Genomic DNA, 25174 nt, shown 5'->3' with positions numbered 1-25174 from the left:
CATCATGCGGGAACGACGGCGGCGGCGCGGTTTGGTCGAAAGTCAGGCAGATTGCGCCGCACTGATTGCCGGGGCCAGGACCGAAGCGAGATCGTCGGCGGCGTCACCGTCGGCGTCCGGATCCGGTGGCATCGACACGTAGCTCAGTGCCATCCGAGTAATCATCCGAGCAATCCGACCCGCCGGAATCGCATCAATCGCCACCCACGATTCGACGAGGATCCGCTCAATCCGGGCGCTGCCGCGTTCAATGATCGGTGCCGAGTCGGTCGTGATGAGCTTCAGCAGGTCCGGCTTCGCCTCGCCGCTCAGCAATGACTGGATCAGCGGATCGTCGGCTGCCCTGGCAAAGAACTCGGTGAGACCCGCGCGCAAGGCACCGTCGATGTCTCCGGCGTGCGCTTCGAAGGCCGTGCCGATGGCGCCGGTGAACTCGTCGGCCAGCCGCAGCGCATAAGCCTGAGACAGGCCGGCGCGAGAGGCGAACTCGTTGTAAACGGTCTGCCGACTCACTCCCGCCTGCCGTGCGACGTCGGCCATCGTGACCTTGGCCCAGTCCTTCTGACGGAGCAAAGTGCGCAGACCGTCGAGCAGCGTGCGACGCAACAACTGCTTGCTGGCTTCAGCGAAATTGCCCGCCTCGGACGGTGCTACAGGTGCGCTCACACAGTCGAGCCTAGTGCCAGTGCCTCGGTGATCTCCGCGCGCGCAGCCCGAGCGGCGGCGGCGCGGCCGATAGTGACGGCCCCAACCAAAGCTCCGTCGACGTGGGTGAACACCGTGGCATCGCCGTCTGCTACCGATCCGTCGATGCTGATTTCGCCGTCTTCGGCAGGCCAGCCGACCATCTGGACGTTGACGCCGTACTGGATAGTCCAGGCTCGCGGCACGTCGACGAACGACGGCGCGGGCTCACCAGCCAGATCGGCGAGGACCGACAATGCGACGGCCTTCCCCTGATCCGTCGCCCCGAACCAATGTTCGCCTCGGGCGGGCTGCCCAGTTCTCAAGTCCGGAAGCGCCGCCGCGTCGCCCGCCGCGTAGATGCCTGGCACATCGGTGGCGAGGGACGCATTCACCTCGATACCGGTGGGCCCCACGCTCACCCCCGCCGAGTCGGCCAAGGCCACATCCGGCAGCGCCCCGATTGCCGCGACAACCGTGCCGACCAGCATGGTGCCGTCTTCCAGTTGCACGCGCGCGGCATCCACCGACGATGCCGCAGTACCGGTGCGAAGCCGTACCCCGTGACTGGCATGCAAGCTCGCGAAATAGTCGGAGACGACGGGCGGCACAACTCGGCCGACCACCCGATTACTCGCCTCCACTACGCTCACCTGCATCCCGTGGGCCGCAGCCGAGGCTGCCAATTCCAGCCCGATGAGCCCACCCCCGATAACGACGAGCCTTTCCGATTCCCGTAGACGATCACGAATTGCGAGCGCATCGTCGCGGGTCCGCAGGGTCGCAACATCGTTAAGCCACGCAGGCCGCACGGGCTGGCCGCCGGTCGCGAGGATAAGCGCGCGGTAACCAAGCGCGCTGCCGTCATCGAGCGTCACGGTCCTCGCCTGCGGATCAATGGCGGTGACGCGGACCCCGCCGCGGACGTCGATCTTCTTCTCGGCCCACGACTCCGGCTTGGCCAGCGCAATTCGCGCTTCCGATAGGTCCGCCGCCAACAAGTCTTTCGTCAGTGCCGTCCGACGGTACGGGAGGCCGGGTTCGGCACCGATCACGGTAACGGGACCGTCGAATCCCCGGGCACGCAGCGTCGTCGCGGCCGTCGCCCCAGCGGTCCCCGACCCGACGATAACAATCCCGGGCCCGTCCACCCCGGTCTCGGCACTCATGCGCGTGCGACCTCGGCCATTTCGAAGTCCGCTTTCGCCGCGCCGCAGTCCGGGCAGCTCCAGTCATCGGGAATGTCGTCCCAGCGAGTGCCAGCTTCGATGCCGTCTTCGGGCCATCCTTCGGCTTCGTCGTATTCGAAGCCGCACTGCATGCAGCGGAACAGTTTGTAGGCGGTCGTTGAGGCGGTCATGTCATTCTCCGATCAGGTCAAAGTCGAGCTTTTCGCGGACCCCGCAGTCGGGGCAGGTCCAGTCGTCGGGCACGTTGGCCCAGGGCGTGCCCGCCGGAAATCCTTCACGCGGGGCGCCGGCGGCTTCGTCGTAGGTGTAGTCACAGACTTCGCAGCGATACTTGCTCATTTCAGTTCGCCTGCCCGTACTGGGCGACGATCTTTGCCCGCTTGCTGGGCTGCACATTCACCTGGGTGATGTCGCCGTCGTAGTGGGCGAGAACGCGCTTGTCCATGACTGCACGCCAGATCGGCGGGAAGTACGCGAGGGTGATCATGCTGGCGTAGCCGCTCGGCAGGTTCGGCGCTTCGTCGAAGCTCCGCAGCGTTTGATACCGGCGCGTGGGATTGGCGTGATGGTCACTGTGTCGCTGCAGGTGGTAGAGGAAGATGTTGGTGCAGATGTGATCGGAGTTCCAACTGTGCTGCGGGGTGCAGCGAACGTAGCGGCCCCGATCGTTCTTCTGCCGCAGCAACCCGTAGTGCTCCAGGTAATTGACGGTCTCCAACAGTGAAAAGCCGTAGATGGCCTGGATGGCGACGAAGGGCAGAATCTGCCAACCAAAGATGGCTGCCATAGCGCCCCACAGGACGATCGACATGGCCCACGCGTTGAGGACGTCGTTGCTCGGGTGGAACACCGAACGATCGAGGCGCTTCATCCGGGCGGCTTCCAGTTCCCACGCCGACTTCAGGCTGCCAAAGACGCTGCGCGGCAAGAATGTCCAAAAGTTTTCACCGAATCGCGAGCTTGCCGGATCTTCAGGAGTGGCAACCCGAACGTGGTGCCCACGATTGTGCTCAATGTAGAAGTGTCCGTAGAAAGTTTGGGCGAGCGTGATCTTCGACAGCCAGCGTTCGAGGCTGACCTTCTTGTGGCCCAACTCGTGGGCAGTGTTGATACCGATGCCGCCCATGGCGCCGATGGAGAAGGCGAGGCCGATCTTTGAGGCTAAGCCGAGGCCGCCGTCGATGCCGAGCCAACTGAGATCGTTTGCGGTCCAGAGGTAGCAGGCGAAAACGACGCTGAGCATCTGGAACGGGATGTACGCGTACGTGCAGTAGCGGTAGTACTTGTCGTTCTCGAGTTGTTCCATCAACTCCTCGGGCGGGTTTTGCCCGTCTGGCCCGAAGAAGATGTCGAGGATCGGGAGCAGTCCGTAGATCAGGATGGGGCCAATCCACCACCAGATCGGGGACACGGTTCCGAGCCACGCCCAATCGAGCGCGCCCGCCGCCCAGTTCATCAGCGCCACCAGTCCAGCGGCGATGAAGACGGCGGTCGGCGGGATCAGGCCCAGCATCCAAAGGTGCCGCTTCTTGTCGCGCCACTGCGTGACGTCTGGTGTGTGGTCGATCGTCGGATTCGCCATGTCTTCCTCCTGGTCCGGCGAGGCTCTCTCGTTCCTTGACATTAGACGTTGATACGTCCCCTGTCTAGACATTCAGTAATTATTTGTAAAGTGCGCGTCTTCACACTTTTGTCCAAGCTCGGGCATAAAATCGACTTCATGCGGTACTCACGGTTCGTCGCGATTGGCGATTCGCAGACCGAAGGCATGAACGATGGCGACCCCAAGTCCGGCTATCGGGGCTGGGCGGATCGGCTCGCGGAATCACTCGCGGCCACCAATCCGGGGGTGCGGTACGCCAACCTCGCGGTCCGTGGCAAGACCACCCACGATGCCCTCATCGAGCAGTTGGAGCCGGCACTGGCACTGCAACCCGACCTCGTCGCGGCGCCGCTCGGCATGAACGACGTCATCGGCGGCAGCAACCTCGCCGACGTCCACCACGATCTCGACCAAATCTTTGGTCGCCTCGTCGACTCTGGGGCGACGGTACTGGTTTCCACGTTTCCGGACATCGCCAGACTCATCCCGTTCGGCGGACGAATCCGAAACCGACTCGACGACCTCAACGCCATGACGCGCGAGTTCGCGCACACCTACGACCTGACGCTCGTCGACCTGTTTTCCGCTCCGGTCCTCACCGATCGACGATCGTGGTCGTCGGACCGGTTGCATGCCTCAGCATCCGGTCACGACCGTTTCGCCGCCGGTGCCGCCTACGCCCTACGACTGCCGGGGAGTTCACCCGATTGGGGTCGACCGCTCCCCTCCTTGCCCGACCCGAACCCCCTTCTCCGCACCGTCGACGACGCCCGCTGGGTCGTCGAATTCTTCACCCCCTGGATCATCCGCAAACTTCGGGGACGGTCGTTGGGCGACGGTCGTGCCCCGAAGCTCCCGGAGTTGATAGAGGTCGCCATCGATTTGGCGGTGGATGTCGATAACTCGCGCTAGGGGTCGGTCGCTATTGCCCCCTAGCGCGATTGGGTTACGCCCGATGCGAGGATCAGGCACCCCAGCATGCAAAACGGCCCCGACCGGACATGTCCAGTCGGGGCCGTGCTGCGTAAAGAACTACTTGACGAGGTTCTCGTTCGTCAGTGCTTCGACGCCAGCTTCAGCCTTCTCCACCAGCGAGGCCGGGGGCAGGAAGTTGTCGCCGTAAGCTGCGGCCAGTTCCTTGGCACGAGCGACGAAGCCGGCAACGCCACCTTCGTAGCCGTTGATGTACTGCACGACGCCACCGGTCCAGGCCGGGAAGCCGATGCCGAAGATCGAACCGATGTTGGCATCCTCGACGGAGGTGAGGACACCTTCGTCGAAGCACTTCACGGTCTCGAGAGCCTCAGCAAAGAGCATGCGCTCCTTCATGTCCTCGAGCGGGATCTCCGTGGTGCCCGACTTGAAGTGCTCGCGCTGGCCCGGCCACAGCAGGCCACGCTTGCCCTCTTCGTCGTAGTCGTAGAAGCCCTTGCCGTCCTTGCGGCCGGTACGACCGTTCTCGACCATCCAGTCGATGACCGGGTACGAGCCGTGAGGAGCGGGGGTACCACCGGCAGCAATGATCGCGGCCTCGGTTTCCTTGCGGATCTTCTGCGGCAGCGTCAGCGTCAGCTCATCCATGAGCTGCAGCGGCGGGGCCGGGTAACCGGCCTGGCTGCCAGCCTGCTCAATGAATGCTGGCTCGACGCCCTCACCGACGGCAGCGACGGCCTCGTTGATGAAGGTGCCGATTACGCGGCTGGTAAAGAAGCCGCGGCTGTCGTTGACGACGATCGGCGTCTTGCGGATCTGCAGGGTGTAGTCGATCACCTTGGCGAGCACTGTGTCCGACGTCTTCTCGCCCTTGATGATCTCGACGAGAGGCATCTTGTCGACGGGGCTGAAGAAGTGGATGCCGATGAAGTCCTCGGAGCGCTTGACACCCTCGGCGAGGATGGTGATCGGCAGGGTCGAGGTGTTGGAGCCCAGAACGGCGTCGGGTTCGACGATGTCCTCGATCTCCTGGAAGACCTTGTTCTTGACCTCGACCGACTCGAATGCGGCCTCGATCACCAAGTCGACGCCAGCAAAGTCGGCCGGATCCACAGTCGGGGTGATGCGGGCGAGGAGGGCATCGGCCTTCTCCTGCGTCTGCTTGCCGCGACCCACAGCCTTGGCCTCGAGCTTCTCCGAGTACGCCTTGCCGCGCTTTGCTGCGTCGAGGTCGATGTCCTTGAGGACCACCTCGATGCCAGCCTTCGCCGACACGTAGGCGATAGCCGCGCCCATCATGCCTGCGCCGATAACGCCGACCTTCTTGGCTGCGAACTTCTCGATGCCCTCGGGGCGCGAGCCGCCACCGTTGATGTGCTGCAGGTCGAAGAAGAACGCCTTGATCATGTTCTGCGCGACCTGACCGGTCACCAGCGACACGAAGTAGCGGGTCTCAACCTCGTCGGCGGTGTCGACGTCAACGTAGGCACCTTCGATAGCGGCGGCCATGATGGCGCGCGGTGCAGGCATGTTGGTGCCCTTGAGCTGCTTGCGCAGCAGTGAGGGGACGGCGGGCAGGTTGGCGGCAACCGACGGGTTGGTCGGTGCGCCTCCGGGCATCTTGTAGCCCTTGACGTCGAACGGCTGCTGCGCTTCCGGGTTTGCCTTGATCCACGCCTTGGCTGCGGGGATGAGCTCGTCGATGGTGCCGACGACCTCATTGATCAGGCCCGTTTCCTTAGCCTGAGCGGGCTTGAAGCGGGTGCCCTGAAGCAGGACACCCATGAGTGCCTGCTGGAAACCGAGGAGACGGACGGTACGGACAACGCCGCCGCCACCGGGGAGCAGGCCGAGGGTTACCTCGGGCAGACCAAGCTGGTTGCCCTTGACGTCGGCAGCAATGCGGTAGTGGCAGTGCAGCGCGATTTCGAGGCCACCGCCGAGGGCGGCACCGTTGATCGCGGCGACGACGGGCTTGCCGAGCGTCTCCAGGCGACGAAGGACCTTCTTCATGCCGTTGGCGCGCTCGGTGATCGAGGTCGCGATCTCGGCCTTGGTCTGGTCCTTCGGCGGGTTGCTCATGTCCTTGAGGTCACCACCGGCGAAGAAGGTCTTCTTCGCCGAGGTCAGGATGACACCGGTGATGTCGTCCTTCTCCGCTTCCAGGCGGTCGACGGTCTCGGCCATCGAATCCCGGTAGAGGTTGTTCATGGTGTTGGCGCCCTGGTTGGGGTCGTCCATCGTCAGGATGACGACGCCGTCGGCGTCCTTCTCCCACGAGATCATGTTCTGAGTCATGGTGTTAAGTCTTTTCCTTGGAGTTCCGGGGCGATCAGAGACGCTCGATGATGGTCGCGACGCCCATGCCGCCGCCGATGCAAAGGGTGACCAGGCCGTAGCGGCCGCCGACGCGCTCGAGCTCGTCGAGGGTGCTGCCCATGATCATGGCGCCGGTGGCACCGAGGGGGTGGCCGAGTGCAATGGCGCCACCGTTGATGTTGACCTTCTCGTGCGGAACCTTGAGGTCCTTCATCCACTTCATGACGACCGACGCGAAGGCTTCGTTGAGCTCGAAGACATCGATGTCGTCGATGGTCAGGCCAGCGCGCTTGAGGGCGAGCTCGGTGGCCGGGGTGGGGCCGGTCAGCATGATCGACGGTTCGGAACCGATCTCGCCGTAGGAGACGATGCGGGCGCGAGGGGTCAAACCATTGCGCTTGCCCGCTGCCTCGGAGCCGACGAGCACCAGGCCGGAGCCGTCAACGATGCCCGAGCTGTTGCCGCCGGTGTGGACGTGATTGACGCGCTCCACGTTGGGGTACTTCTGCAGGATGACGTCGTCGAAGCCTGCCATGGCAGCGAGTCCGGCGAACGCCGGCTTCAGCTTGCCGAGGCTCTCGACGGTGGTGCCGGGGCGACGGTGCTCATCGTTGTCGAGGAGAGTCACGCCGTTGATGTCGGTGACCGGAATAATCGACTTCGCAAAGCGACCTTCGTCCCAGGCCTGCGCGGCACGACGCTGCGACTCGGCGGCGTAGCCGTCGATGTCCTCGCGCGAGAAGCCTTCAATGGTGGCGATCAGGTCGGCGCCGATGCCCTGCGGAACGATGTAGCTGTCGAAGGCGGTGGCGGGGTCCATGAAGAGTGCGCCGCCGTCGCTACCCATCGGCACGCGCGACATCGACTCGACACCGCCCGCGAGGACCAGGTCGTCGAAGCCCGAGCGAACCTTGGCACCGGCGAGGTTCACCGCTTCCAGACCAGAGGCGCAGAAGCGGTTGATCTGGGTGCCGGGAACAGTCTCGCCCAGACCCGAAGTAAGGGCTGCGGTACGCGCGATCACGGCACCCTGCTCGCCGACTGGCGAAACGACGCCGAGGACAACGTCGTCGATGTCCTTCGGGTCGAGGTTTTCGTGACGTGCCAGGAGTCCGTCGATCAGACCGGAAACGAGGTCGATCGGCTTGACGCTGTGCAGCGAGCCGCCGCGCTGCTTGCCACGGGGCGTACGGACCGCCTCGTAGATAAATGCTTCGTCGGACACGGGTGTTCCTTTCACATGAACCGATAGTGGTTACCACGTAGGCTAACCCGCATTAACGTATTTTGCTATACCTCAAGGTCAAGACGTTCAAAATCCGAAAGTAATCGGCTATGGTCAATTCATCATGACGACCAGCAAGCGGACTCGGCCCCAGCGCGGAACGGACCGCCGACTCCAACTCATCGACGCAGCTACCGTGCTTTTTGCCGAGCGCGGCTACCCGTATGTGTCGGTCGCTGATATCGCTCGCAAGGCCGGAGTCAGCACGCCGACGCTGTACCGCCACTTCGCCGACAAGGGGTCCCTACTGCTCGCTGCCGTACAGAAAACGGTCGACGACTTGGAAGCCAGCACCGATGCCGCCGCCTTGGAAAGCAGCGCCAACCCCGCCGAAGCACTGGCTGTCAGCATTACCCGATTGAGCATCTCTAGTCCCCACGCCACATCCCTGTGGCGGTGGTCGGGCCAGCACCTCTCAGCGGACGACAATGCCGAGGTGGTGCGCCGAACCCGGTCAGTGTTGCGCCAGTGGGCCAGCGCGATCCGCGCCAACCGAACCGACCTCACCGAACGCGAATCGATGTATCTCGCCGGGGCCGCGCTCAGTGTGGTCGGCAGCGGCGCAGGCCGGGTTGTCCGGCAGAACCCACGCAACGCGGAGGCGACCCTGGTGGAATTGGTGCGGCGCAGCATCACCCTGTCCCCCGACCAAGCAACCGTTCCGAGCCCCATTCATCACCTCGACGACGAGGAACCCACGCGCCGCGATGAGATTCTCGATGCCGCGGCACGATTGTTCGCCGACCATGGGTTCGCAGGCACCGGAATGGATGAGATTGGCGCGGCCGTCGGCATCACCGGCCCCAGTGTCTACAAGCACTTCGCTTCAAAGATCGCGATTCTTATCGGCATCAGCCAACGGAGCGCGCTGCGACTGGAAGCGGGGGCGTTGGCCGCCTACGCGGCGACCGCAGACCCCAGCCGACGACTCGACGCCCTGGTTGACCACTATGTCGACACCGTGACGTCCTCGCCCGACTTGCTGGTTGGATTCAACAGCGCCTTTGCTCTCGTCGCGGAGCCACAAGCAGCGGAATTGCTGGCGGCCCAACGCCGCTACGTGGCACGCTGGATAACACTGCTCACCGAAGTCAACACGGCAGCCAGTGCTGCCGGAGCCACCAACACCGGCTCTCGCGAATCTGCGGTGCTGGCGGTGCACGCAGCGCTGGCGATCGTCAACGACGCGGTTCGGCTCCCCCGGAGCACTCCGCGCCCCGAGTTCGCCGCCCGGATGGCGTATCTCATGAAAGGCGTAATGGGTGTCTGACGGACCACTTGAGTACTCGCGCGACAAGCTCGCCGATGCCCTGCACCTAGATCCGGATGAAGCCAGGCGACTGTGGAATGCGTTCGGTTTCGCCCAGGTCGCAGGCGATGAGGTGCAGCAGTTCAGTCCGAAGGATCTGGCGGCATTGGCGGTGTTCGCCGGTGAGGATGAGTTGATGGATCCGACGGCGCAACGTGCTGCCGCCCGCGCGATCGGCCAGGCAACCGCCCGGTTGGCTCAGTGGCAGGCAGAAGCCATCAACCGGCTGGCCGCCGACCCCAAAGTTACGGCGACGCCCGATGAGATGGTTGCCGCGCTCTCCCGTCTCCAAAATTTGGTGTGGCGTCGGCACTTGGAGGCGGGCTTGGCCGACGAAGCTCGCGAGTCCGAGCACGCGGAGGTGGTCGTCGGATTCGCCGATATCGTCGGCTATACGTCGATGTCTCGACGGCTCGGAATGACCGAATTGGAGAATCTCCTCGAAACTTTCGAGTCGGCGGCCTACGGCATCATCACCAGCCGGGGCGGTCAGGTCATCAAGACTATCGGCGACGCCGTCATGTTCACCGTGCTCGATCCCGCCGCGGCCGCCGAAATCGCCATCGAACTGCACTCGTTGACGTCCGACGGCGAACTCCCCGAACTGCGGATCGGCATGGCGCGCGGTCACGTCCTGATGCGTATGGGCGATGCCTTCGGTGAGCCGGTCAATATTGCCGCGCGCCTGGCCAGTGCCGCGCGTTCGGGCAGCACCTTGGTCGACGAGGATCTTGCCGCCGCTCTGCACGACAACGAACCGACACACGTCAGTTCCATCTCCTCGTTGTCGGTCCGCGGGTACCGAAAACTGCGCGCCTTCCGCCTTGTCCGTAATCGGAACTGGCCGTCGTGAGCCGGGTTGCCGCACTCGTCACTGCCGCCCTGATTGCGGCGGGAACCCTCACCGCTTGCTCGACCAGTTCCGCCGATCGGTCAATTACTGTCGCGGCATCGTCGTCGTTGCAGGCGGTCATGGCAACGATCGCCACCCAGTTTGAGCAGGAGCATCCCGGCACCACGGTCCGAATCGCAGAGTCGAATGCCCGCAATGTCGACGTGATCGCGACCGACACCGAAAGCGCAATGGATCGGCTTGGCAAGCAGGTCATCAGTCCTCGGCGATTCGCCTCGAACTCCCTAATTATCATTGCGCCGCTGGGAAACCCCAAGCACATCACCGGCTTTGCTTCGTTGGGTAACCCCGACCTCCGCGTGGCCACCTGTTCGGAACGACTGCCGTGCGGGGCCAGTGTGGTGCGCACCGAGCACGTCACCGGCACACAGCTGGGCACACCCCTGCACGTCGATTCCGGTGCGACAGCTGTGGCCTACGTCGCGGCGGGGCGGGCCGATGCCGCCCTCGCCTACCGGACACAGGCACGGTCCGGGAACGGCGTCAGCTTCATGACCGTCGACGACCCCGTGTTTGACCAAGCGATCAACCGGTACCCCATCGCTGTTGTCCGCGGGAGCAAGAACGATTCCACCGCGGCGGACTTCATTGCCACTGTGCTCGGTCCCGAAGGCGGACGCGCACTCGCGACAGCTGGCTTCGGGCCACCTTCGGGCTAATCCCAGCCGGGTTGGGCGTCGCCACCGGTGGACGCGATCGCGATTACCTACGCGGTGTACGACAGCGCGTCGAGCGGATCCGCGTAGATCTCGTCGAGGGCGACGGCACCGGCGGCCTTCTGCTGCACGGTGATTGCCGAGCGTGCCACGCGCACGTCACGCTGCGTCAGCACCGTGGTTGCCCGCAGGGACTTGCTGACCGCAGGCAGCGCCTCCGGGTAGTCAGTAAATGCCTGACCACCGAGGATCACGTGATCGGGGTTAAAGATGTCTGACATCAGCGCCACCGTGCGGCCGAGGACTTCGGCACGTTCGGTCAGGATGTCGTTGGCGATGGTATTGCCGGTGCGGGCCGCGGTCCGCAGATCGTCCAGCGATTCGACGTCCAATCCGGCCTTTTGCGCGGCGTACAGCACGCCGGAATCGCTCACCGTCGGCTCGAGTCGGCCCGTGTTGTCGGGGTCGAGGAGGGTGGTTGCACCGCTCGGGAAGTGTCCGATGGTGGGCGGACCCGCTGCCGGGGTGTGGACGGCACCGTCGACGCTGAAGGCAATGCCGACCATTTCACGGGCGTAGAAGTAGAGGAAGTTCTGACTCTGATCGGCCGGGCTCACCACTTGTTCGGCGGCAGCCATGGCCTCCACGTGCGAAGCCACCGAGACCGGCAGACCGAGCGCTTCGGCAATGACGGACCCGACGGGCACGCCTTTCCAGTCCAGTCGCGGATGGTCGACAAAGCCGCCATCGGAGACGCGGCCACCGAGGGCGACGCCCGCCCACAGCAGGCGCTTGCCGACCCAGCGGTCAGCGAAACGGCGCGCGCTGGCACCGATCTGTGCCACAACTTCTTCCGGCGTCTCCGCCTGCGGGGTCGGGATGGCGATAGCGCCCGCAACCCGGTGCGCGAGGTCGTGGGTGGTGATGGAAGTGACCTTGTAACCGATATGGATTCCAATGGTCAGGAAGCCGTCGGTGTTGATCTCGAACGGCACCCGCGGGCGGCCAACGGCCCCGGGCGGGGTCAGGTCGGCGCGCTCACGAATGAGGCCGGCCTTGAGGAGCGCGCTCACCTGTCGGTTCACTGTCGAGATCGACAGGCCGGTCAGCGCTGCTGCATCGTCGCGGAACACTGGCCCCGAGGTACGCGCACTACGCAGGACGAGTGCAGCGGCCTTCGTCGACAGTTGCAGCTTCGCGGTAGTCACGTGCGGGGCGCTGCGTTTGGCGGCTACCGGCGCCGGGACGCCAGCGGGGCGAACGACGACACCAACCGGAGTGGTGTGAGACAGAATTGGGCGATCAAGTGCGGTGGTCATGAGATTTTGGGTCCTGGTGCCTGGGAGGGGACCGGCAGAAGCGGTCACCACAAAGAATTCCCGCGCGGAACAGCGCGAGTCGGAGCTGGGTTCAGCGCATTCGGCAACGACAGAGGACCCGCGCCAGCGGCAGACGGCATCCCAGAGCGGTGGTCACATAGGTGACCTCCGGGATGGCGAAGGGCTGACTGGTCATGCGACCGAAGTTAGCAAGCCCCCACCATCCGTGCAAGTAACCGCGACAAGTACGTTGATCAATGTGGGAGTCCTTTACATCGTTCGACACGGCCAAGCCCCAGCGCACGCCTATTCCACGGACCCGGATTCGGTCGGCGGACCGGGCCTCACAGATCTCGGCTTTGCCCAGGCTCGCGCGGCTGGTGTCGCTCTGGCCAGGCAAGTAAAGACCTTCGACGCTGTCTTCTGCGGCGACCTCCCTCGTCAGCGCGCAACAGCTGCCAGCATTGCCGAGGCCTTCGATTCGCTCCCGGACGCGACCGTCGATGCGGACTGGAACGAATACGTCACACCGACGGTCCCCGAAGGCGACGACATCTACGCGGGCGGCGGGCAGCCCTTCCAGGACGCACTCACACATGCGTTGGGTGCCTGGGTCAACGGTGCGGCAGTCGGGCCGGAAACATTCGAGGATTTCGTCGGTCGTACGCGCACTGCCGCGGCCCGCGCAGCGGAAGCCGCAGGCTCGGGCAAGAACGTCCTGGTGGTGTCGTCAGCTGGCACCATCACCCAGCTAGTTGCACAACTGTGGAACGTTCCGTCCGAATCATGGCCCGCCATGTCACGGACGTTTGTGAACACGGCGATCAGCAAGGTCCTGTCGGGCAAGCGAGGGCTGACCCTGGTCTCGTTCAACGACCACGCCCACGTCGCTGACACGACTTCAGGCCTGCTGACGTACCGGTAGAGCCTTACCCGAGCGCGCGGAGACCGGCAGCGATGAATTCGCCGGTGGCTTGAGCGGCACGTTCGGCACCGTCAGCTCCGGAGGATCCACCCGCGAGGGCACGGTGCGTGATCCCCTCGGCGATGACGCCGAGTTTCAGGTTGGCCAGCCCCAGATAGAAGGCCCAGTCACCGAGATCAGCGCCCGTTGCCGCAACATAGCGTTCCACGAAACCGTCGTCATCCGGGTACCGGTCGCTGGTCCAGGCCGCATCGAACCCGAGGACCGATGAGAACACCGGCGTCCGGTACACGCACATCAGGGCGAGGTCGGTGAGTGGATCGCCTAGCGCCGCCATCTCCCAATCGACGACGGCCGCCACCCGGCCGGCATCGGTGGGGTCGAGGATGGTGTTGTCGATGCGGAAGTCGCCGTGGACGATGGTGCTTCGCGCCTGCGCGGGCACACGCTCCGACAGCGCTGCGGCCAATTTCTCGACGTCGTCGAGTTGGCGGGTCTGCACAATGTCCCACTGCCGAGCCCACAACTTCACCTGCCGCCCCGCGAATCCCTCGGGTCGACCAAAGTCAGCGAGGCCCACCTCGGCGTAATCGACGGCGTGCAGGTCAGCGAGCGTTTTCACGAGCGCGTCGGCACTGGCGGTGACCTCATCGTCGGTCAGTGCCGACAAGTCCTCGACCGATCGAATCACGCGACCGTCAACGAACTCGACGACCGTGCACGGCGCTCCGATGAACTCCCCATCGCGGTCAATCGCAACGGTCTGCGGCACCGGCACGGCTGTCGACCCGAGGGCCGAGGTGACATCCCATTCCCGGTTCATATCGTGCGCAGAGGGGGTTAGTCCCCCCATCGGGGGCCGTCGCACGACCCAGTGGTTGCGGTCGTCGCGCACGTCGAAGGTCAGATTCGACCGACCACCGCTGATTAGCTCGATGCGAAGGTCGCCGACCGGCTCGATGTTGTTAGCGGCGAGCAACCGCTGCAGATTCTCCGCCTGCAAACCCGGATGTTCGGCCATTAGGCTTCACGCGCCTTGCGTACGCGCCCGACGGCGCGCTTGGCGATCGCCCAACGGTGCACTTCGCTGGGACCGTCGTAGATGCGGAACGGCCGCAACTCGTTGGCGAGTCGGGCGAGAGGCAGGTCTTCGGAGACACCGAGGCCGCCACACATCTGCATCGCACGATCGGCCACACGCGAGAACGCTTCCGCGCCAAACGTCTTGGCGATCGACGTGGAGTCGGAGGCGTGCTCGCCCTGATCCAGTTCGTAGCAAGCCCGGACCAGCAGTGCACGGGAAGCAGCGAGGTCAATCTCATTGTCGGCGATCATCTGCTGGATCATGCCGAGGTCGGCGAGGCGGCCACCGAAGCCTTCGCGCTGTTCCACGTAGTCAACAGCGATCCGGTGGGCTCGCACTGCGCTGCCCATCCAACGCATCACGTGCGTCATGCGGGCCGGTCCGAGTCGCACCTGCGCGTAGCGATAGCCCTCGTGAGGGGCGCCGAGGACGTCGTTGTCGGGGACGAAGACATCGGTGAAGCTGACCTCGCAGTGCCCCCCGATCATCGCCTTGTCCGTGGTGTGGATATGCCGGTCAACGCTAATTCCCGGTGTCTGGGCGGGGGCCAGGAACATCGTGGCGCCTCCGCGATCGCCGCGCTGGCCAACCGTGCGAGCCATGATGATGAAGAACGCGGCACCTTCGGCACCGGTAATGAATCGCTTGAGTCCGTTGATCTTCCAGCCGCCGTCGACCTTTTCGGCCGTGGTTGACAGGCCATTCGGGTCCGCGCCAGCACCCGGTGCAGGTTCGGTCATCGCGAAGGCGCTGCGAACCTCACCGGAGGCGAGGGGCGCGAGATACTTTTCCTTCTGCTCGACGGTCGCAATGTGCGCGAGCATGTGAATATTTCCCTCGTCGGGTGCGCCGACATGGAGGGCAATCGGACCGAAAGTGGAGGCACCCGCAGCTTCAAAGACGGGCGCGCGGTCGGACATGTTGAGGCCCAGACCACCGAACTCAACGGGCGCGTGGGGGGCGAAAATCCCTGCAGCACGTGCCTTGGCGTTCAGTTCGCGGCGCAGATCGTCGCCGCCCGCGGCGGTGATGTCACCGGCGAACTGCATTTCAACGGGCAGTACCTCATCGGCGATGAACGCCGTGGTCCGCGCAACGAGGTCCTGTACCTCGGCACTGTAGGAAAGGTCGACAGCCATGGGCCCTCCAAAAATCTCCGACCGAGCGAGCGCTCGGTCAGCTCTCAGATTGTCATGAAGGCCATGCCGCGTCAACCAGTTCCCGCGACTCCCTCACCGTGGGACATATCCGACGATCGCGCGGGCAAATTGCAAATTCTGCGCGATCAATTCGTCGGCGCTCATCGGCCCATCGACGCGATACCAGGTCGACACTCCAACGCACATCGTCGCCACGGCGCGCGCCGCACCCTTCGGCGCCGTCGTGGTAAACGCTCCGTCTGCCACGCCCGCTCCGACCACATCGTCAACCATCCGTTGCTGCCGTATGCGATGCCCGATGTAGACGCGGTGATACTCCGGATCCAGACTCCGGATCTCCGTCGAACCCACAAAGGCCTGTTCGCGGCGATACATGTGGAAGCGCAACAGCGATTCGACCACCGCGTCGAACCGGTCGACGGGATCGGGACCGGCCGCGTCGAGCGCCTCCTCCGACCGTCGCAGTAGATCCGACATTGTTAACTCCAACAACCCCTGGAGAAGCGATTGCTTGGACGGGTAGTGGTGATAGAGGCCGGGAACTGATAGGCCCGCCCGCGCGGCGATGTCGCGAACCGATGTGCCGTGGTAGCCGTGTTCGACGAAGGCATCGAGCGCTGCGGCCAACGGCGTCGGCAGGTCCGCTGCGCCGTAGTCGCGCCAATTCGTCATGGGTTCAACTTAGCTGTGCCGCCGGAGAATCCACCGTTCGACTCTCGGGAAGCAGCATCCTGACACAGATGTCGACCAGGGCGGCTCGATCCAGATCGACGAGGCCCTCGGTCCAGGATGCCAATAGTCGTCCGAGTCCACCGACTTGGAAGTGCGCGGCCGCCAGGGTCTCTTGACCACCGGTCACATCCGCTACTTCCGGCGCACTCTGGAACGTCAACTGCGTGAAAAGTGCCAGCATTTCAACGCGCTTGGCAGCCACCACGGGGCTTCGCAAGGTATCGGAGAAGAAGACGCGCCCTTTGCGAGGATCGCCGGCGATGATGTCGACGATCGCTTCGACTGCGCCGGCCACTTTGCCGCGCGGTCCGGATCCGGCGTTGAAGCCCTCGAGGGCACGTTCGGCAATCTGCTCGATTATGAGGTCGTACGCGGCTCCGACCAGCGCGTCCGCGTTCTCGAAGCTCTCGTAAAAGTATCGCGGGGTCAATTCGGCTCGGGTGCAGATGCCACGGACTGTCACGGCACCCGGCTCGGGCTCGGCGAGCATGTCGAGTGCCGCGTCGATCAGGGCCGCCCGACGACGCGCCACCCGGGCATCCCCTGATTCGCCGCCATAGGCCCGGAGTTTGCCCGCATCACTATTCGCCGAACTAGTCACATCCAACATCTTGACACCTAGCGTCGCCCAGCGTTGAATCAATTAGGAAACAGTCGTTATCAGTTATTCGGCCCGGGGAGAATCCACATGACCACCGACGCAATCGATCCTGCTGCCGCCGAACGGCATTCGCGCCGAGAAGATCTCGATGCACAGGAGGTCGATAAGCTCGGCATGCTCGGTATCGCCCTCCTCGCCGGCCCCGCAAATGTCATCATGCAGCTCGCCGTCCCGGCCGTCGGATACGGCGTCTTTGAAAGCAAGGTCGACTCCGGCAATCTCTTCAAAGTCCCGATCAAGCGGACCCGGACCACACTCTCCTACCTCGCGGTGGCGGCCACCGGCAGCGCCGACGACCGCCGACTGTATCGCCAGGCAATCAACAAGGCCCACGTCCAGGTTCGGTCGTCCGACGACAGTCCCGTCAAATACAACGCTTTCGATCCGAAGCTGCAACTGTGGGTGGCCGCGTGCCTCTATCGCGGTTGGGAAGACATGGAACGCCTCTACGGCGATCCCTCGAATATCACCGAAGCCGCGTACCAGCAGGGTTCAGTCATGGGCACCACCTTGCAGATGCCTCGCGAAATGTGGCCTGCCACCCGAGCCGACTTCGAGAAGTACTGGAACGACACCATCGACGGCATCGAGGTCGACGACACGATCCGCAACTACCTGATGGCCATCGTCCGCATGGAGTTCATGCCCAAACCGATCACCTTGGCCTTTGGAAAGTTCTCCGAAACGATGACGATCGGCTTCCTGCCCGTCGAGTTCCGCAACAAGATGGGGCTCACGATGTCGCCCGGTCAGGAGCGATTCTTTAAGGTCCACAACGCCATCGTCCGCAAGGTCGTCAAGATCCTGCCGGGGCCGCTGAAGCACTTCCCCTTCAACGTATTGCTTGCCGATGTCCGCTGGCGGACCAAGACCGGCCGCTCGTTGGTTTAGGTAGCGCGGAGTTCTTTCAGCGCGCTTCGGTCAAGGTCCGCGACGTCGCGGTGGCCCGAGAGACCGAGCGTGAGGTCGAGTTCGCCGATGATGTTGGCAACAACGTCGCGGGCACCGTCGGTGCCGTCGATCGCCAACCCGTACATGTGCGGGCGGCCGATGCAGACGGCGTCGGCACCCAGCGCCAAGGCCTTGAACACGTCCGATCCCGTATAGAAACCAGAGTCGACGAGGACCTTGATTTGGCCGCCGACCGCGTCGACGATGTCGACCAGCGCATCGGTGCTCGAAATGGAGCCGTCGACCTGACGTCCGCCGTGGTTCGAGACCAAGACACCATCGACCCCCATCTCCACGGCCTTGCGGGCATCGTCGGGATGCAGAATCCCCTTAAGGACAATCGGCAACGACGTCCGCTTACGGAGGCTTTCGATGTCGTCCCAGTTCAACGACGTACGCGAGTAGATCTCAAGGAAAGTCTGCACGGCGGTGCGTGCTTCCGGCTTAGTCATATTGGTCAGGAGTTTGCCCGGCACATTGCGGGCGATATTGAACAGTGTCTTGACGGCACCGAGCGACACGTCGGGGCGCTCGTCAGGGTTCACTCCCAGCGACGCCGCCTTAATGCGTTCGGCGACGATCTCCCAGAACGACGGGTCTGACGTGTACTGACTGATGCCTTCGGCGCGACTGAACGGCAGGGACCCCAGGTTCAAGTCTTGCGGTCGCCAACCCAGCATCGTGGTGTCGAGGGTGACGACGAGTGCCGCAGCACCGGATGCTTCGGCCCGCTCGATCAGGCTCGTTACCAGGCGATCGTCGGTCGACCAATACAGCTGAAACCAGTGCGGCGCTTCGGGATTCACGGCCTCCATCGCCGCCGCGACGTCTTCCATCGGGGCGCTACCCTGATTCGAGAAGATGTAGGGAACACCGAGTTGGGCGGCGGCCTCGCCAATGTGAATGTCCGCGTTGGGCATGGCGAGTGCGCCGGCACCGACGGGCGAGAACAAGATCGGCGCGGGCAAGTGCTGGCCGAACAGTTCGATACCGAGGTTTCGTTCGGACACATCGCGCAGCATGCGCGGCACGATGGCCCAACGATTCAAGGCGTCCCGGTTGGCCGTCATGGTCCGGCCTTCGCCTGCGCCGCCAGCAATGTAGGCCCAAGCCCGCTTACTCAACGCCCGCTTCGCACGACGCTCCAACTCCGCGAAGTCTGCGGGCACCTTGGGCGTGCGTCCGTGGACACCCGCCGTGTAAATGACGTTCTGCCGTTCCCTGCCGAAACCTTGCGAGACCATGCGCCCATTGTGGCGCACGCCACCCCGGATGCGGTTACTCGGGTGAGTCTTCCCGCACCAGGAAGAAGTAGAAGTGGTGGTCGCGGACCAGCGACGTCTTGCCGTTCATGATGCCCATCAGCGTTTTATCGTCGACGCGCTTAAAGTGGTCAATCACCGGCTGGCCGTCATAGATCATGGATGCGGTTGTCTCGCCACGGAATCCCACCATCCATGCGCTGGCCTCACCTTTGCCGATCTCCGTGTTGGAGTACAGCTCGCCGTCGTCGTTCCGGCAGACCATCGGCTTCACGTCGAACCACGAATTGAAGGTCTTCCCATGCCATTTCACGACGGGCAACTGCCCGTCCATCGGGTGGCCGGTCGGGAGTTCGCCGCCCACCCACGACCCGATCAGTTCCTCAACCTGCACTACCGGCAAGGCCGCCCAGATGGCGTCGAGGTCAGCGGGGTCGCTATTTTCCTGAGAGTCGGCCCGGCGACGAAATTGCGCCACAGCTTCTTCACGGGCACTCACGGAAACTTCGGTCACGCGAAAATCATCTCCTCTTCGACGTCGTACTTGCGAGCGTCAATAGCATCCAAAATTAGGTTGTGGCGGACCAGCCACGGTGCCCGATCGCCAGCCTTCGGCAGTTTGCTGCCCGACCGCTGCACATATCCGGAATCCAATTCCAGTAGCGGATGCGTCTTAGGCTTCGGTCCCCTCATCGACGGCACGGCACGGGTGTAACCGTTGGTTCTCATGTGCGCCAGCAGATCTCCGACCGCCTGGCTCGTCAGGTCAACCCGCAACGTCCACGAAGCGTTCGTGTAGCCGACCGACCACGCGAGGTTTGGCACGTCGTTGAGCATGTAGCCGCGGTAGGCAAACTTGTCGCCAGCTTCGAATTTCTCCCCGTCGACGGACAAACTCGCACCGCCGAAGGTCACCAGATCGAGTCCGGTTGCGGTAACGATGATGTCGGCATCGAGGTGCCCGCCGGAATCCAGGTCGATGCCGGTGGCGGTGAATTTTTTGATCGTGTCGGTCGCAACATCGGCAGTCCCAGACTTGACGGCCTTGTAGAAGTCACCGTCGGGAATGATGCATAGTCGCTGGTCCCACGGCTCATACCTCGGCTTGAAGTGCGTATCAACGTCAAAACCCTTGGGCAACATGGCGATTGCGATACGTCGCAGAGTCCTTCTCGACATCTTCGGGAAGGTTCGGCAGTAGAGGAACATCAACATGGTCCCGATGGCATTGCGCCAACGAATCACGTCGTGGGCGACTTGTTTGGGCAAAACACGCATCATCACCTTCGTGAGTGGGTCTTCCCACGGGTAGGGAAACAGATACGACGGTGAGCGCTGCAGCATCGTGACGTTGCGAGCCGCTGGTGCCATCGACGGGATCAGCGTGACCGCCGTAGCCCCCGATCCGATGACCACCACATTCTTGTCGGTGTAGTCCAGGTCTTCCGGCCAAAACTGCGGGTGCACGATAGTTCCCGCAAAGTCCTTCTCGCCGGGGAACTCGGGGCGATATCCGGACTCGTACTTGTAGTAGCCGGTGCACATGTAAAGGAAGCGGGTGACGATCGCCCGCGGCACGCCGTCAACGAGCACATCGACTGTCCACAAGTCCGTCGACGTATCGAAGTCGGCGCCAGTTACATCCACTTCGAATTGGATGTGACTGTAGATGCCGAACTCGTGCGCGGTCTGTTCCAGGTAGTGGCGGATCTCGTCGCCTTCGGCGATCATGCGGTCACCACGCCACGGGCTCCACGGGAAGCTCAGGGTGAAAATATCTGAGTCAGACCGCACGCCGGGGTAGCGGAAGAGATCCCAGGTCCCACCGATTTGGCTGCGGCGCTCCACAATTTGGTAATTCAGGCCGGGATTGCGTTCGCGCAACCGGTACGCCGCATCAATCCCGGACAGGCCGGCCCCGACGATGAGGACATCGAGTGGCTGGCCCGCCGTCGAATTCTGGCCTGACTCTTCGTGCTGTTCCACGTCCGTCGCACCTCTCTAGACCCCGTAACTATGGTCTGGATCACTCTACAGAGTCGCGGTGCTGCGATCGGCTGCAGGCGTCGGACCCACGGAGTCCGTGCCACGATGCCGCTATGCGGTCTTCTTGGCGGCAGCCTTTTTAGCTGGGGTTTTCTTTGCAGCGGCCTTCTTTGCCGGGACCTTTTTGGCTGCCGTCTTTTTGGGCGCGCTCGTCTCTTCTGATGACCCAGTCTCGTCTGCCGACCCAGTAGCTTCCGCTGGGGCTTCCTTGCCGCGGTCCTTCACCGAAGCACGCAGAGCCGCCAGCAGGTCGGCAACTTCCGAGTCGTCGTCGGCCGCCGGTTTCTCGTCCGCGACAAAGGCTTGCTCACCACCGGCGCGGGCCTCAATCAACTTGCCGAGCTCCACCTGGTAGGTGTCTTCATATTGGCTGGGATCAAAATCGGAGGCCATCGTGTCGATCAACGACGACGCCATCTCGAGTTCCTGGTCGCGAATTTCAATGTCACTACCGAGGAAATCAAAGTCGGGTACGCGCACTTCGTCGGGCCACAGCAGAGTCTGCAAGGTCATCACGCCGTCGATAACTCGCAATGCCGCCAAACGCGTCTTAGTCCGCAAAGTGAAGTTCGCGATGGCGAGACGTTCGGTTCTCTCCAAAGCCTTCGCCAGCAGCACGTAGGCTTTCGGCGACTTCGACGCCGGTTCGAGATAGTACGGTTTGTCGAAGTAGATCGGGTCAATCTGGTCGATCGGGACAAACTCCAGAATCTCAATTTCGGGGCTCTTGCTCACCGGAAGTGTCGCGATGTCTTCCTTGGTCAAGATGACGCGCTCGCCATTATCTGATTCGTAGGCGTTAGCGATCTTCGCGAATTCCACCTCTTGATCAGTACCTTCTCGAACGCGACGATAGCGGATCCGCGCGCCGTCGGATGAGTCGACTTGGTGTGACTCCCGGTCGTGATTTTCTGTCGCGGAGTACACCTTGACCGGTACATTCACGAGGCCAAAGCTCAGATCGCCTGTCCAGATCGAGCGCATACAAGCGATTGTGCCAGTAGTCCTGGAACAATTCATTCTATGGCGAGAACTGAGTTGCAGGTCGATGGGCGAACCATTGCCCTGACAAACCTCGACCGCGTTCTCTATCCGCTGAGCGGAACCCGCAAATTCGAGGTCGTCGACTATTACATTCGGGCGGCCGATGCAATGCTTCCGCATTTGGCGGCCCGACCCGTCACCCGAAAGCGTTGGCCCGCCGGGGTGGAGTCGGCCCCATTCTTTGAGAAGGCGCTACCTGCGGGTGCTCCCGAGTGGATAGCTCGCTTCACAATTGAGCATTCACAGCGTCGAGCCGAGTATCCGGTGATCCGGTCGGCGGCTGATCTGGTGTGGCTGGCTCAGGTCGCCGCCCTGGAGTTGCATGTGCCGCAATGGCGAATCGATCTGATTGAAGAGATTGGCGAGCAACAGATCCGGCGCGCTGACCGGTTGGTCCTCGACTTGGATCCGGGCCCCCGCGTCAGCCTCGATCAGTGCGCGCGGGTCGCCGTCGATATCCGCGATCTACTCGCCAATGCTGGGCTCACCGCATACCCGGTGACAAGTGGCAGCAAGGGGATCCACCTCTACGCGAAATTTGCGGCGCCGGTGAAGTCGGAGTCGGCGCGTGCCGTCGCCAAACAGGTCGCCACCGCACTGGCACACGAGCACCCGCGCACAATCACTGCGAGCATGGCGAAGGCCGAGCGTGAGGGGCGTGTGTTCATCGACTGGAGTCAGAATTCGGGTGCCAAAACGACGCTGGCGCCGTACTCGCTGCGCGGGCGCGAACAGCCGTGGGTGGCAGCTCCGCGAGCGTGGGACGAATTGACCGAGACGGGTCTGAGACAACTTACCTTCGACGAAGTGTTGAACCGCCTCGATGAGGTCGGCGACTTGCTTGCCGGGTTGTCCGGTAGCAGCGACGCACCGGAATCCGGCGGCAAGTTTGCGGACAGCCGGGTTGTTGATCTGGGCGAGTACCGCAAGAAGCACGCATCGAGGGCTCGCGCGCAGAGCCGAAGCCGAACTTCGCCCCCTGCACCAGCGGCACCTGCGACGTCCCCTTCCCCGGCCATCCCAGTCCTGGCATCCCCTTCGCTCGTGGACTCCGATCTGACGGCCCTGCGGCCCGCCTTGGCCTCGGACGACCCAGTCGACGGCCTGCCGGACGACGAGTGGGCATTCGAGGGTAAATGGGACGGTTTCCGAACGCTGATCCGGATCATCGATGGTCGCGCCCATCTCATTTCGCGATCGGGAAATAGCTTCGACGCCGACTTTCCCGAGTTCGCAGAGATGGCGAAGCATGCGGTGCGGCCGGACGGAACGCCGGTCGACATGGTGCTTGACGGCGAAATCGTCGCGTTGAATGCCGCCGGAGTTACGGACTTTTCGTTGCTCGCCTCGCGTCGTCGTACCACCGAGCCGCACGAATTGCGGTTGCACCTGTTCGACGTGCTCTACCTCGATGGGGTGCGCTTGTGGGCGGAGCCGTGGCAGATCCGCCGCGAGGTATTGGAGTCGTTGCGGTACTTCGACGACCTGCCCGCGGTCGACATTCCGGAACTACTTCCCGGACCGATCGATGTCGCGGCAGGGATTGCCCGGGAGAACGGGTGGGAGGGTGTGGTCGCCAAGCGCCGGGCAGCACCGTATCCGGCGGGGCGTCGCACCCCGGACTGGCGAAAGCACAAGAACTGGAACGACCTTGAGGTTGTCATCGGCGGGTATCGCCCTGGGCGCGGATCGTCCTCGACGATCGGTTCCCTGCTGGTTGGTCTGCCTGCCGAGCGGGGTCTGCGGTACATCGGCCGGGTCGGTACCGGCTTCACTCAGGCCGAACTCGACGATCTGCTCACCGAGTTGAAGCCGCTGCAGATCAGTCGGTGCCCCTTCATCGACGACATCGACAAGCCTGTCGCAACAAGCGCCACCTGGGTTCTCCCCAAACTCGTGGCCGACGTTCAGTTCATGAACTGGACATCGACAGGGCACCTGCGTCACCCGAGTTGGCGCGGCATTCGCCGCGACAAACTTCCCGGCGATCTGTAGTCGCGTGCCAGGTCACTCCAGGACGAAAATCGGGATCAGCCGATCGGTCTTGGTCTGGTACTCGGCATAGGGCGGGTATGCGGCGACCGCCAACTCCCACCAGTGAGCGCGCTCATCTCCGGATACCTCGCGGGCGGTCATCGTCTTCCAGGTGTCACCGTCGAGCACCTCGATCTCCGGGTTCGCTTTCACGTTGAAGTACCAGAGCGGATGCTTCGGTGCGCCACCGCGCGAAGCGACCATCGCGTACTTGCCGTCCTCCTCGACCCGCATCAACGGCACGTACCGCTTCTTGCCCGATTTCGCGCCGGTGGTGTTAAACAGCACCACCCGCATACCCATCAGTCGAACAGCATCGGTGGTGCCTGCTTCCAGGATCTGCTCGGTCTGGTCGCGGACCCAGTCGGTGGGACTCAGTTCTGGAGTTTCGCTCATGCGGTCGATGGTAGAACGCGAAGTCGTCAGCTGCCTGAACTACGCTCACAGCCACCATCGGTAGCCTGTGCACCATGATTCGCAGGCGCCGCACCGTGCTCATCTCGCTGGCCACCGTCCTGGTCCTCCTCGGTGGAGCATCCGTGGTTGCCGTCCAACTCGGTGCCGTTGGCTTCGTGACCACCTGGTGGAAGAACCGCGACCGCGCCTACCCGGACCTCGACACCGCGACACTGAACCCGACGCAGAAACGGATTGTCGAGATCACCCGTGCCGAGTTCGAGGCGCAGCCCGACGGTCTCAAATTCTCCGAGGGTGTCGACGAAGCCTGGTGCGCCAACTTCGTCACCTGGGTGATGAACGAGGCGGGTGCCCCGCTCGAGAACCCGAACTCCGGGAGCTGGCGCATCCCCGGTGTCTACACGCTGACCGAGTACTACCAGGATCACGGCCGCTTCCGCGCCGCCGATTCCGGCTACCAGCCGAAACTCGGCGATGTCATGCTGTACTCATCGGACAGTTTCTTCCGGCAGCACACCAACATCGTCCTCGCCTACGACGACAACGTAGTAACAACCGTCGGCGGCAACGAATGGGGTGGACACGTCCGCGTCAATCAATTCAAAGTTGGCGGGTACGTCGGCCTCGTCGGCTACGGCGTACTGCCG

At 63.4% G+C, this 25174-nt stretch carries 25 protein-coding genes; 8 read left to right on the top strand and 17 right to left on the bottom strand.

Annotation, left to right across the window (positions count from 1 at the left end; genetic code table 11):
- Positions 1–42: 42 nt before the first annotated feature.
- From WBA38_RS07510 to WBA38_RS07490, 5 genes are read right to left on the bottom strand one after another with little or no spacing between them, the layout of a single operon-like run.
- Positions 43–666, bottom strand: coding sequence for a TetR family transcriptional regulator (locus WBA38_RS07510; protein WP_424295829.1), 624 nt, complete (start codon positions 664–666; stop codon positions 43–45).
- On the bottom strand, positions 663–1853 hold the full coding sequence (locus WBA38_RS07505) for an NAD(P)/FAD-dependent oxidoreductase (RefSeq protein ID WP_424295827.1): 1191 nt from the start codon (positions 1851–1853) through the stop codon (positions 663–665). The genes WBA38_RS07510 and WBA38_RS07505 overlap by 4 nt, the downstream gene beginning before the upstream one ends.
- Complete coding sequence (locus tag WBA38_RS07500) at positions 1850–2044, bottom strand: rubredoxin (protein WP_424295825.1); 195 nt, start codon at positions 2042–2044, stop codon at positions 1850–1852. The genes WBA38_RS07505 and WBA38_RS07500 overlap by 4 nt, the downstream gene beginning before the upstream one ends.
- Before the next feature lies 1 nt (position 2045).
- Complete coding sequence (locus tag WBA38_RS07495) at positions 2046–2213, bottom strand: rubredoxin (RefSeq protein WP_424295824.1); 168 nt, start codon at positions 2211–2213, stop codon at positions 2046–2048.
- A 1-nt stretch (position 2214) separates the two neighbouring features.
- Positions 2215–3456: an alkane 1-monooxygenase gene (locus WBA38_RS07490; protein ID WP_424295822.1), complete on the bottom strand. Its 1242-nt coding sequence runs from the start codon at positions 3454–3456 to the stop codon at positions 2215–2217.
- Between the two features lie 138 nt (positions 3457–3594).
- Here WBA38_RS07490 and WBA38_RS07485 point away from each other — a divergent pair, with 138 nt between their 5' ends.
- Positions 3595–4389 carry an SGNH/GDSL hydrolase family protein gene (locus WBA38_RS07485; protein WP_424293847.1) on the top strand — a complete coding sequence of 265 codons (795 nt, stop codon included), beginning with the start codon at positions 3595–3597 and terminating at the stop codon, positions 4387–4389.
- A gap of 120 nt (positions 4390–4509) precedes the next feature.
- Here the strand turns inward: WBA38_RS07485 and WBA38_RS07480 are convergent, their stop codons facing one another.
- Positions 4510–6708 (bottom strand): 3-hydroxyacyl-CoA dehydrogenase NAD-binding domain-containing protein, encoded by a 2199-nt coding sequence (locus WBA38_RS07480; protein WP_424322414.1) that lies wholly within the window; start codon positions 6706–6708, stop codon positions 4510–4512.
- A gap of 34 nt (positions 6709–6742) precedes the next feature.
- Positions 6743–7954, bottom strand: a complete 1212-nt coding sequence (locus WBA38_RS07475; protein WP_424293849.1) for an acetyl-CoA C-acetyltransferase — start codon at positions 7952–7954, stop codon at positions 6743–6745.
- Positions 7955–8078: 124 nt separating this feature from the next.
- Here WBA38_RS07475 and WBA38_RS07470 point away from each other — a divergent pair, with 124 nt between their 5' ends.
- Genes WBA38_RS07470 through WBA38_RS07460 form a run of 3 tightly spaced genes read left to right on the top strand, consistent with a single transcriptional unit; the run spans position 8079 to position 10895 of the window.
- Complete coding sequence (locus WBA38_RS07470) at positions 8079–9284, top strand: TetR/AcrR family transcriptional regulator (protein WP_424293850.1); 1206 nt, start codon at positions 8079–8081, stop codon at positions 9282–9284.
- The gene (locus WBA38_RS07465; protein ID WP_424293851.1) at positions 9277–10176 is read left to right on the top strand and encodes an adenylate/guanylate cyclase domain-containing protein; all 900 of its coding nucleotides are present in this window, start codon (positions 9277–9279) and stop codon (positions 10174–10176) included. Before WBA38_RS07470 ends, WBA38_RS07465 begins: the two co-directional genes overlap by 8 nt.
- Positions 10173–10895 (top strand): molybdate ABC transporter substrate-binding protein, encoded by a 723-nt coding sequence (locus WBA38_RS07460; protein WP_424293852.1) that lies wholly within the window; start codon positions 10173–10175, stop codon positions 10893–10895. The genes WBA38_RS07465 and WBA38_RS07460 overlap by 4 nt, the downstream gene beginning before the upstream one ends.
- Before the next feature lie 47 nt (positions 10896–10942).
- Here WBA38_RS07460 and WBA38_RS07455 read toward each other — a convergent pair whose 3' ends face one another.
- Positions 10943–12211, bottom strand: coding sequence for an ROK family protein (locus WBA38_RS07455; RefSeq protein ID WP_424293853.1), 1269 nt, complete (start codon positions 12209–12211; stop codon positions 10943–10945).
- 259 nt (positions 12212–12470) lie between these two features.
- Here WBA38_RS07455 and WBA38_RS07450 point away from each other — a divergent pair, with 259 nt between their 5' ends.
- Complete coding sequence (locus WBA38_RS07450; RefSeq protein ID WP_424293854.1) at positions 12471–13136, top strand: histidine phosphatase family protein; 666 nt, start codon at positions 12471–12473, stop codon at positions 13134–13136.
- A gap of 4 nt (positions 13137–13140) precedes the next feature.
- Here the strand turns inward: WBA38_RS07450 and WBA38_RS07445 are convergent, their stop codons facing one another.
- The 4 genes from WBA38_RS07445 to WBA38_RS07430 all read right to left on the bottom strand — a co-directional run bounded on the left by WBA38_RS07445 (position 13141) and on the right by WBA38_RS07430 (position 16722).
- Positions 13141–14157: a phosphotransferase family protein gene (locus tag WBA38_RS07445; protein WP_424293855.1), complete on the bottom strand. Its 1017-nt coding sequence runs from the start codon at positions 14155–14157 to the stop codon at positions 13141–13143.
- The gene (locus WBA38_RS07440) at positions 14157–15359 is read right to left on the bottom strand and encodes an acyl-CoA dehydrogenase family protein (protein WP_424293856.1); all 1203 of its coding nucleotides are present in this window, start codon (positions 15357–15359) and stop codon (positions 14157–14159) included. The genes WBA38_RS07445 and WBA38_RS07440 overlap by 1 nt, the downstream gene beginning before the upstream one ends.
- 93 nt (positions 15360–15452) lie before the next feature.
- The gene (locus tag WBA38_RS07435; RefSeq protein ID WP_424293857.1) at positions 15453–16052 is read right to left on the bottom strand and encodes a TetR/AcrR family transcriptional regulator; all 600 of its coding nucleotides are present in this window, start codon (positions 16050–16052) and stop codon (positions 15453–15455) included.
- Positions 16053–16056: 4 nt separating this feature from the next.
- Positions 16057–16722, bottom strand: coding sequence for a TetR/AcrR family transcriptional regulator (locus WBA38_RS07430; RefSeq protein WP_424293858.1), 666 nt, complete (start codon positions 16720–16722; stop codon positions 16057–16059).
- 78 nt (positions 16723–16800) lie between these two features.
- Between WBA38_RS07430 and WBA38_RS07425 the strand changes: the two genes are divergently transcribed.
- A complete protein-coding gene (locus tag WBA38_RS07425) occupies positions 16801–17664 on the top strand; it encodes an oxygenase MpaB family protein (protein WP_424293859.1) in 864 nt (287 codons plus the stop codon).
- Here WBA38_RS07425 and WBA38_RS07420 read toward each other — a convergent pair.
- The 4 genes from WBA38_RS07420 to WBA38_RS07405 all read right to left on the bottom strand — a co-directional run bounded on the left by WBA38_RS07420 (position 17661) and on the right by WBA38_RS07405 (position 22016).
- Positions 17661–18968, bottom strand: a complete 1308-nt coding sequence (locus tag WBA38_RS07420; RefSeq protein ID WP_424293860.1) for an alpha-hydroxy-acid oxidizing protein — start codon at positions 18966–18968, stop codon at positions 17661–17663. The two genes, WBA38_RS07425 and WBA38_RS07420, sit on opposite strands and share 4 nt — an antisense overlap.
- Before the next feature lie 34 nt (positions 18969–19002).
- Complete coding sequence (locus WBA38_RS07415) at positions 19003–19500, bottom strand: DUF4334 domain-containing protein (protein WP_424293861.1); 498 nt, start codon at positions 19498–19500, stop codon at positions 19003–19005.
- Entirely contained in the window at positions 19497–20972 is a 1476-nt protein-coding gene (locus WBA38_RS07410) for a flavin-containing monooxygenase (RefSeq protein WP_424293862.1), read from the bottom strand. The genes WBA38_RS07415 and WBA38_RS07410 overlap by 4 nt, the downstream gene beginning before the upstream one ends.
- Before the next feature lie 111 nt (positions 20973–21083).
- On the bottom strand, positions 21084–22016 hold the full coding sequence (locus WBA38_RS07405) for a Ku protein (protein WP_424293863.1): 933 nt from the start codon (positions 22014–22016) through the stop codon (positions 21084–21086).
- A 39-nt stretch (positions 22017–22055) separates the two neighbouring features.
- Between WBA38_RS07405 and ligD the strand changes: the two genes are divergently transcribed.
- The gene (gene ligD, locus WBA38_RS07400) at positions 22056–24071 is read left to right on the top strand and encodes a non-homologous end-joining DNA ligase (protein WP_424322413.1); all 2016 of its coding nucleotides are present in this window, start codon (positions 22056–22058) and stop codon (positions 24069–24071) included.
- Between the two features lie 12 nt (positions 24072–24083).
- Here the strand turns inward: ligD and WBA38_RS07395 are convergent, their stop codons facing one another.
- The gene (locus WBA38_RS07395; RefSeq protein ID WP_424293865.1) at positions 24084–24506 is read right to left on the bottom strand and encodes a nitroreductase family deazaflavin-dependent oxidoreductase; all 423 of its coding nucleotides are present in this window, start codon (positions 24504–24506) and stop codon (positions 24084–24086) included.
- 74 nt (positions 24507–24580) lie between these two features.
- On the opposite strand from WBA38_RS07395, the gene WBA38_RS07390 reads away from it, so the two are divergent.
- Positions 24581–25174: CHAP domain-containing protein (locus tag WBA38_RS07390; protein WP_424322412.1), on the top strand; the 594-nt coding region annotated here is incomplete at its 3' end.

Origin of the sequence: Gordonia sp. (in: high G+C Gram-positive bacteria), assembly GCF_049647785.1 — a bacterium.
In the GTDB taxonomy this organism is placed as follows: domain Bacteria; phylum Actinomycetota; class Actinomycetes; order Mycobacteriales; family Mycobacteriaceae; genus Gordonia.
Note: the sequence above shows the minus strand (reverse complement) of the source record. Positions and strands in the feature narration are given on the sequence as shown.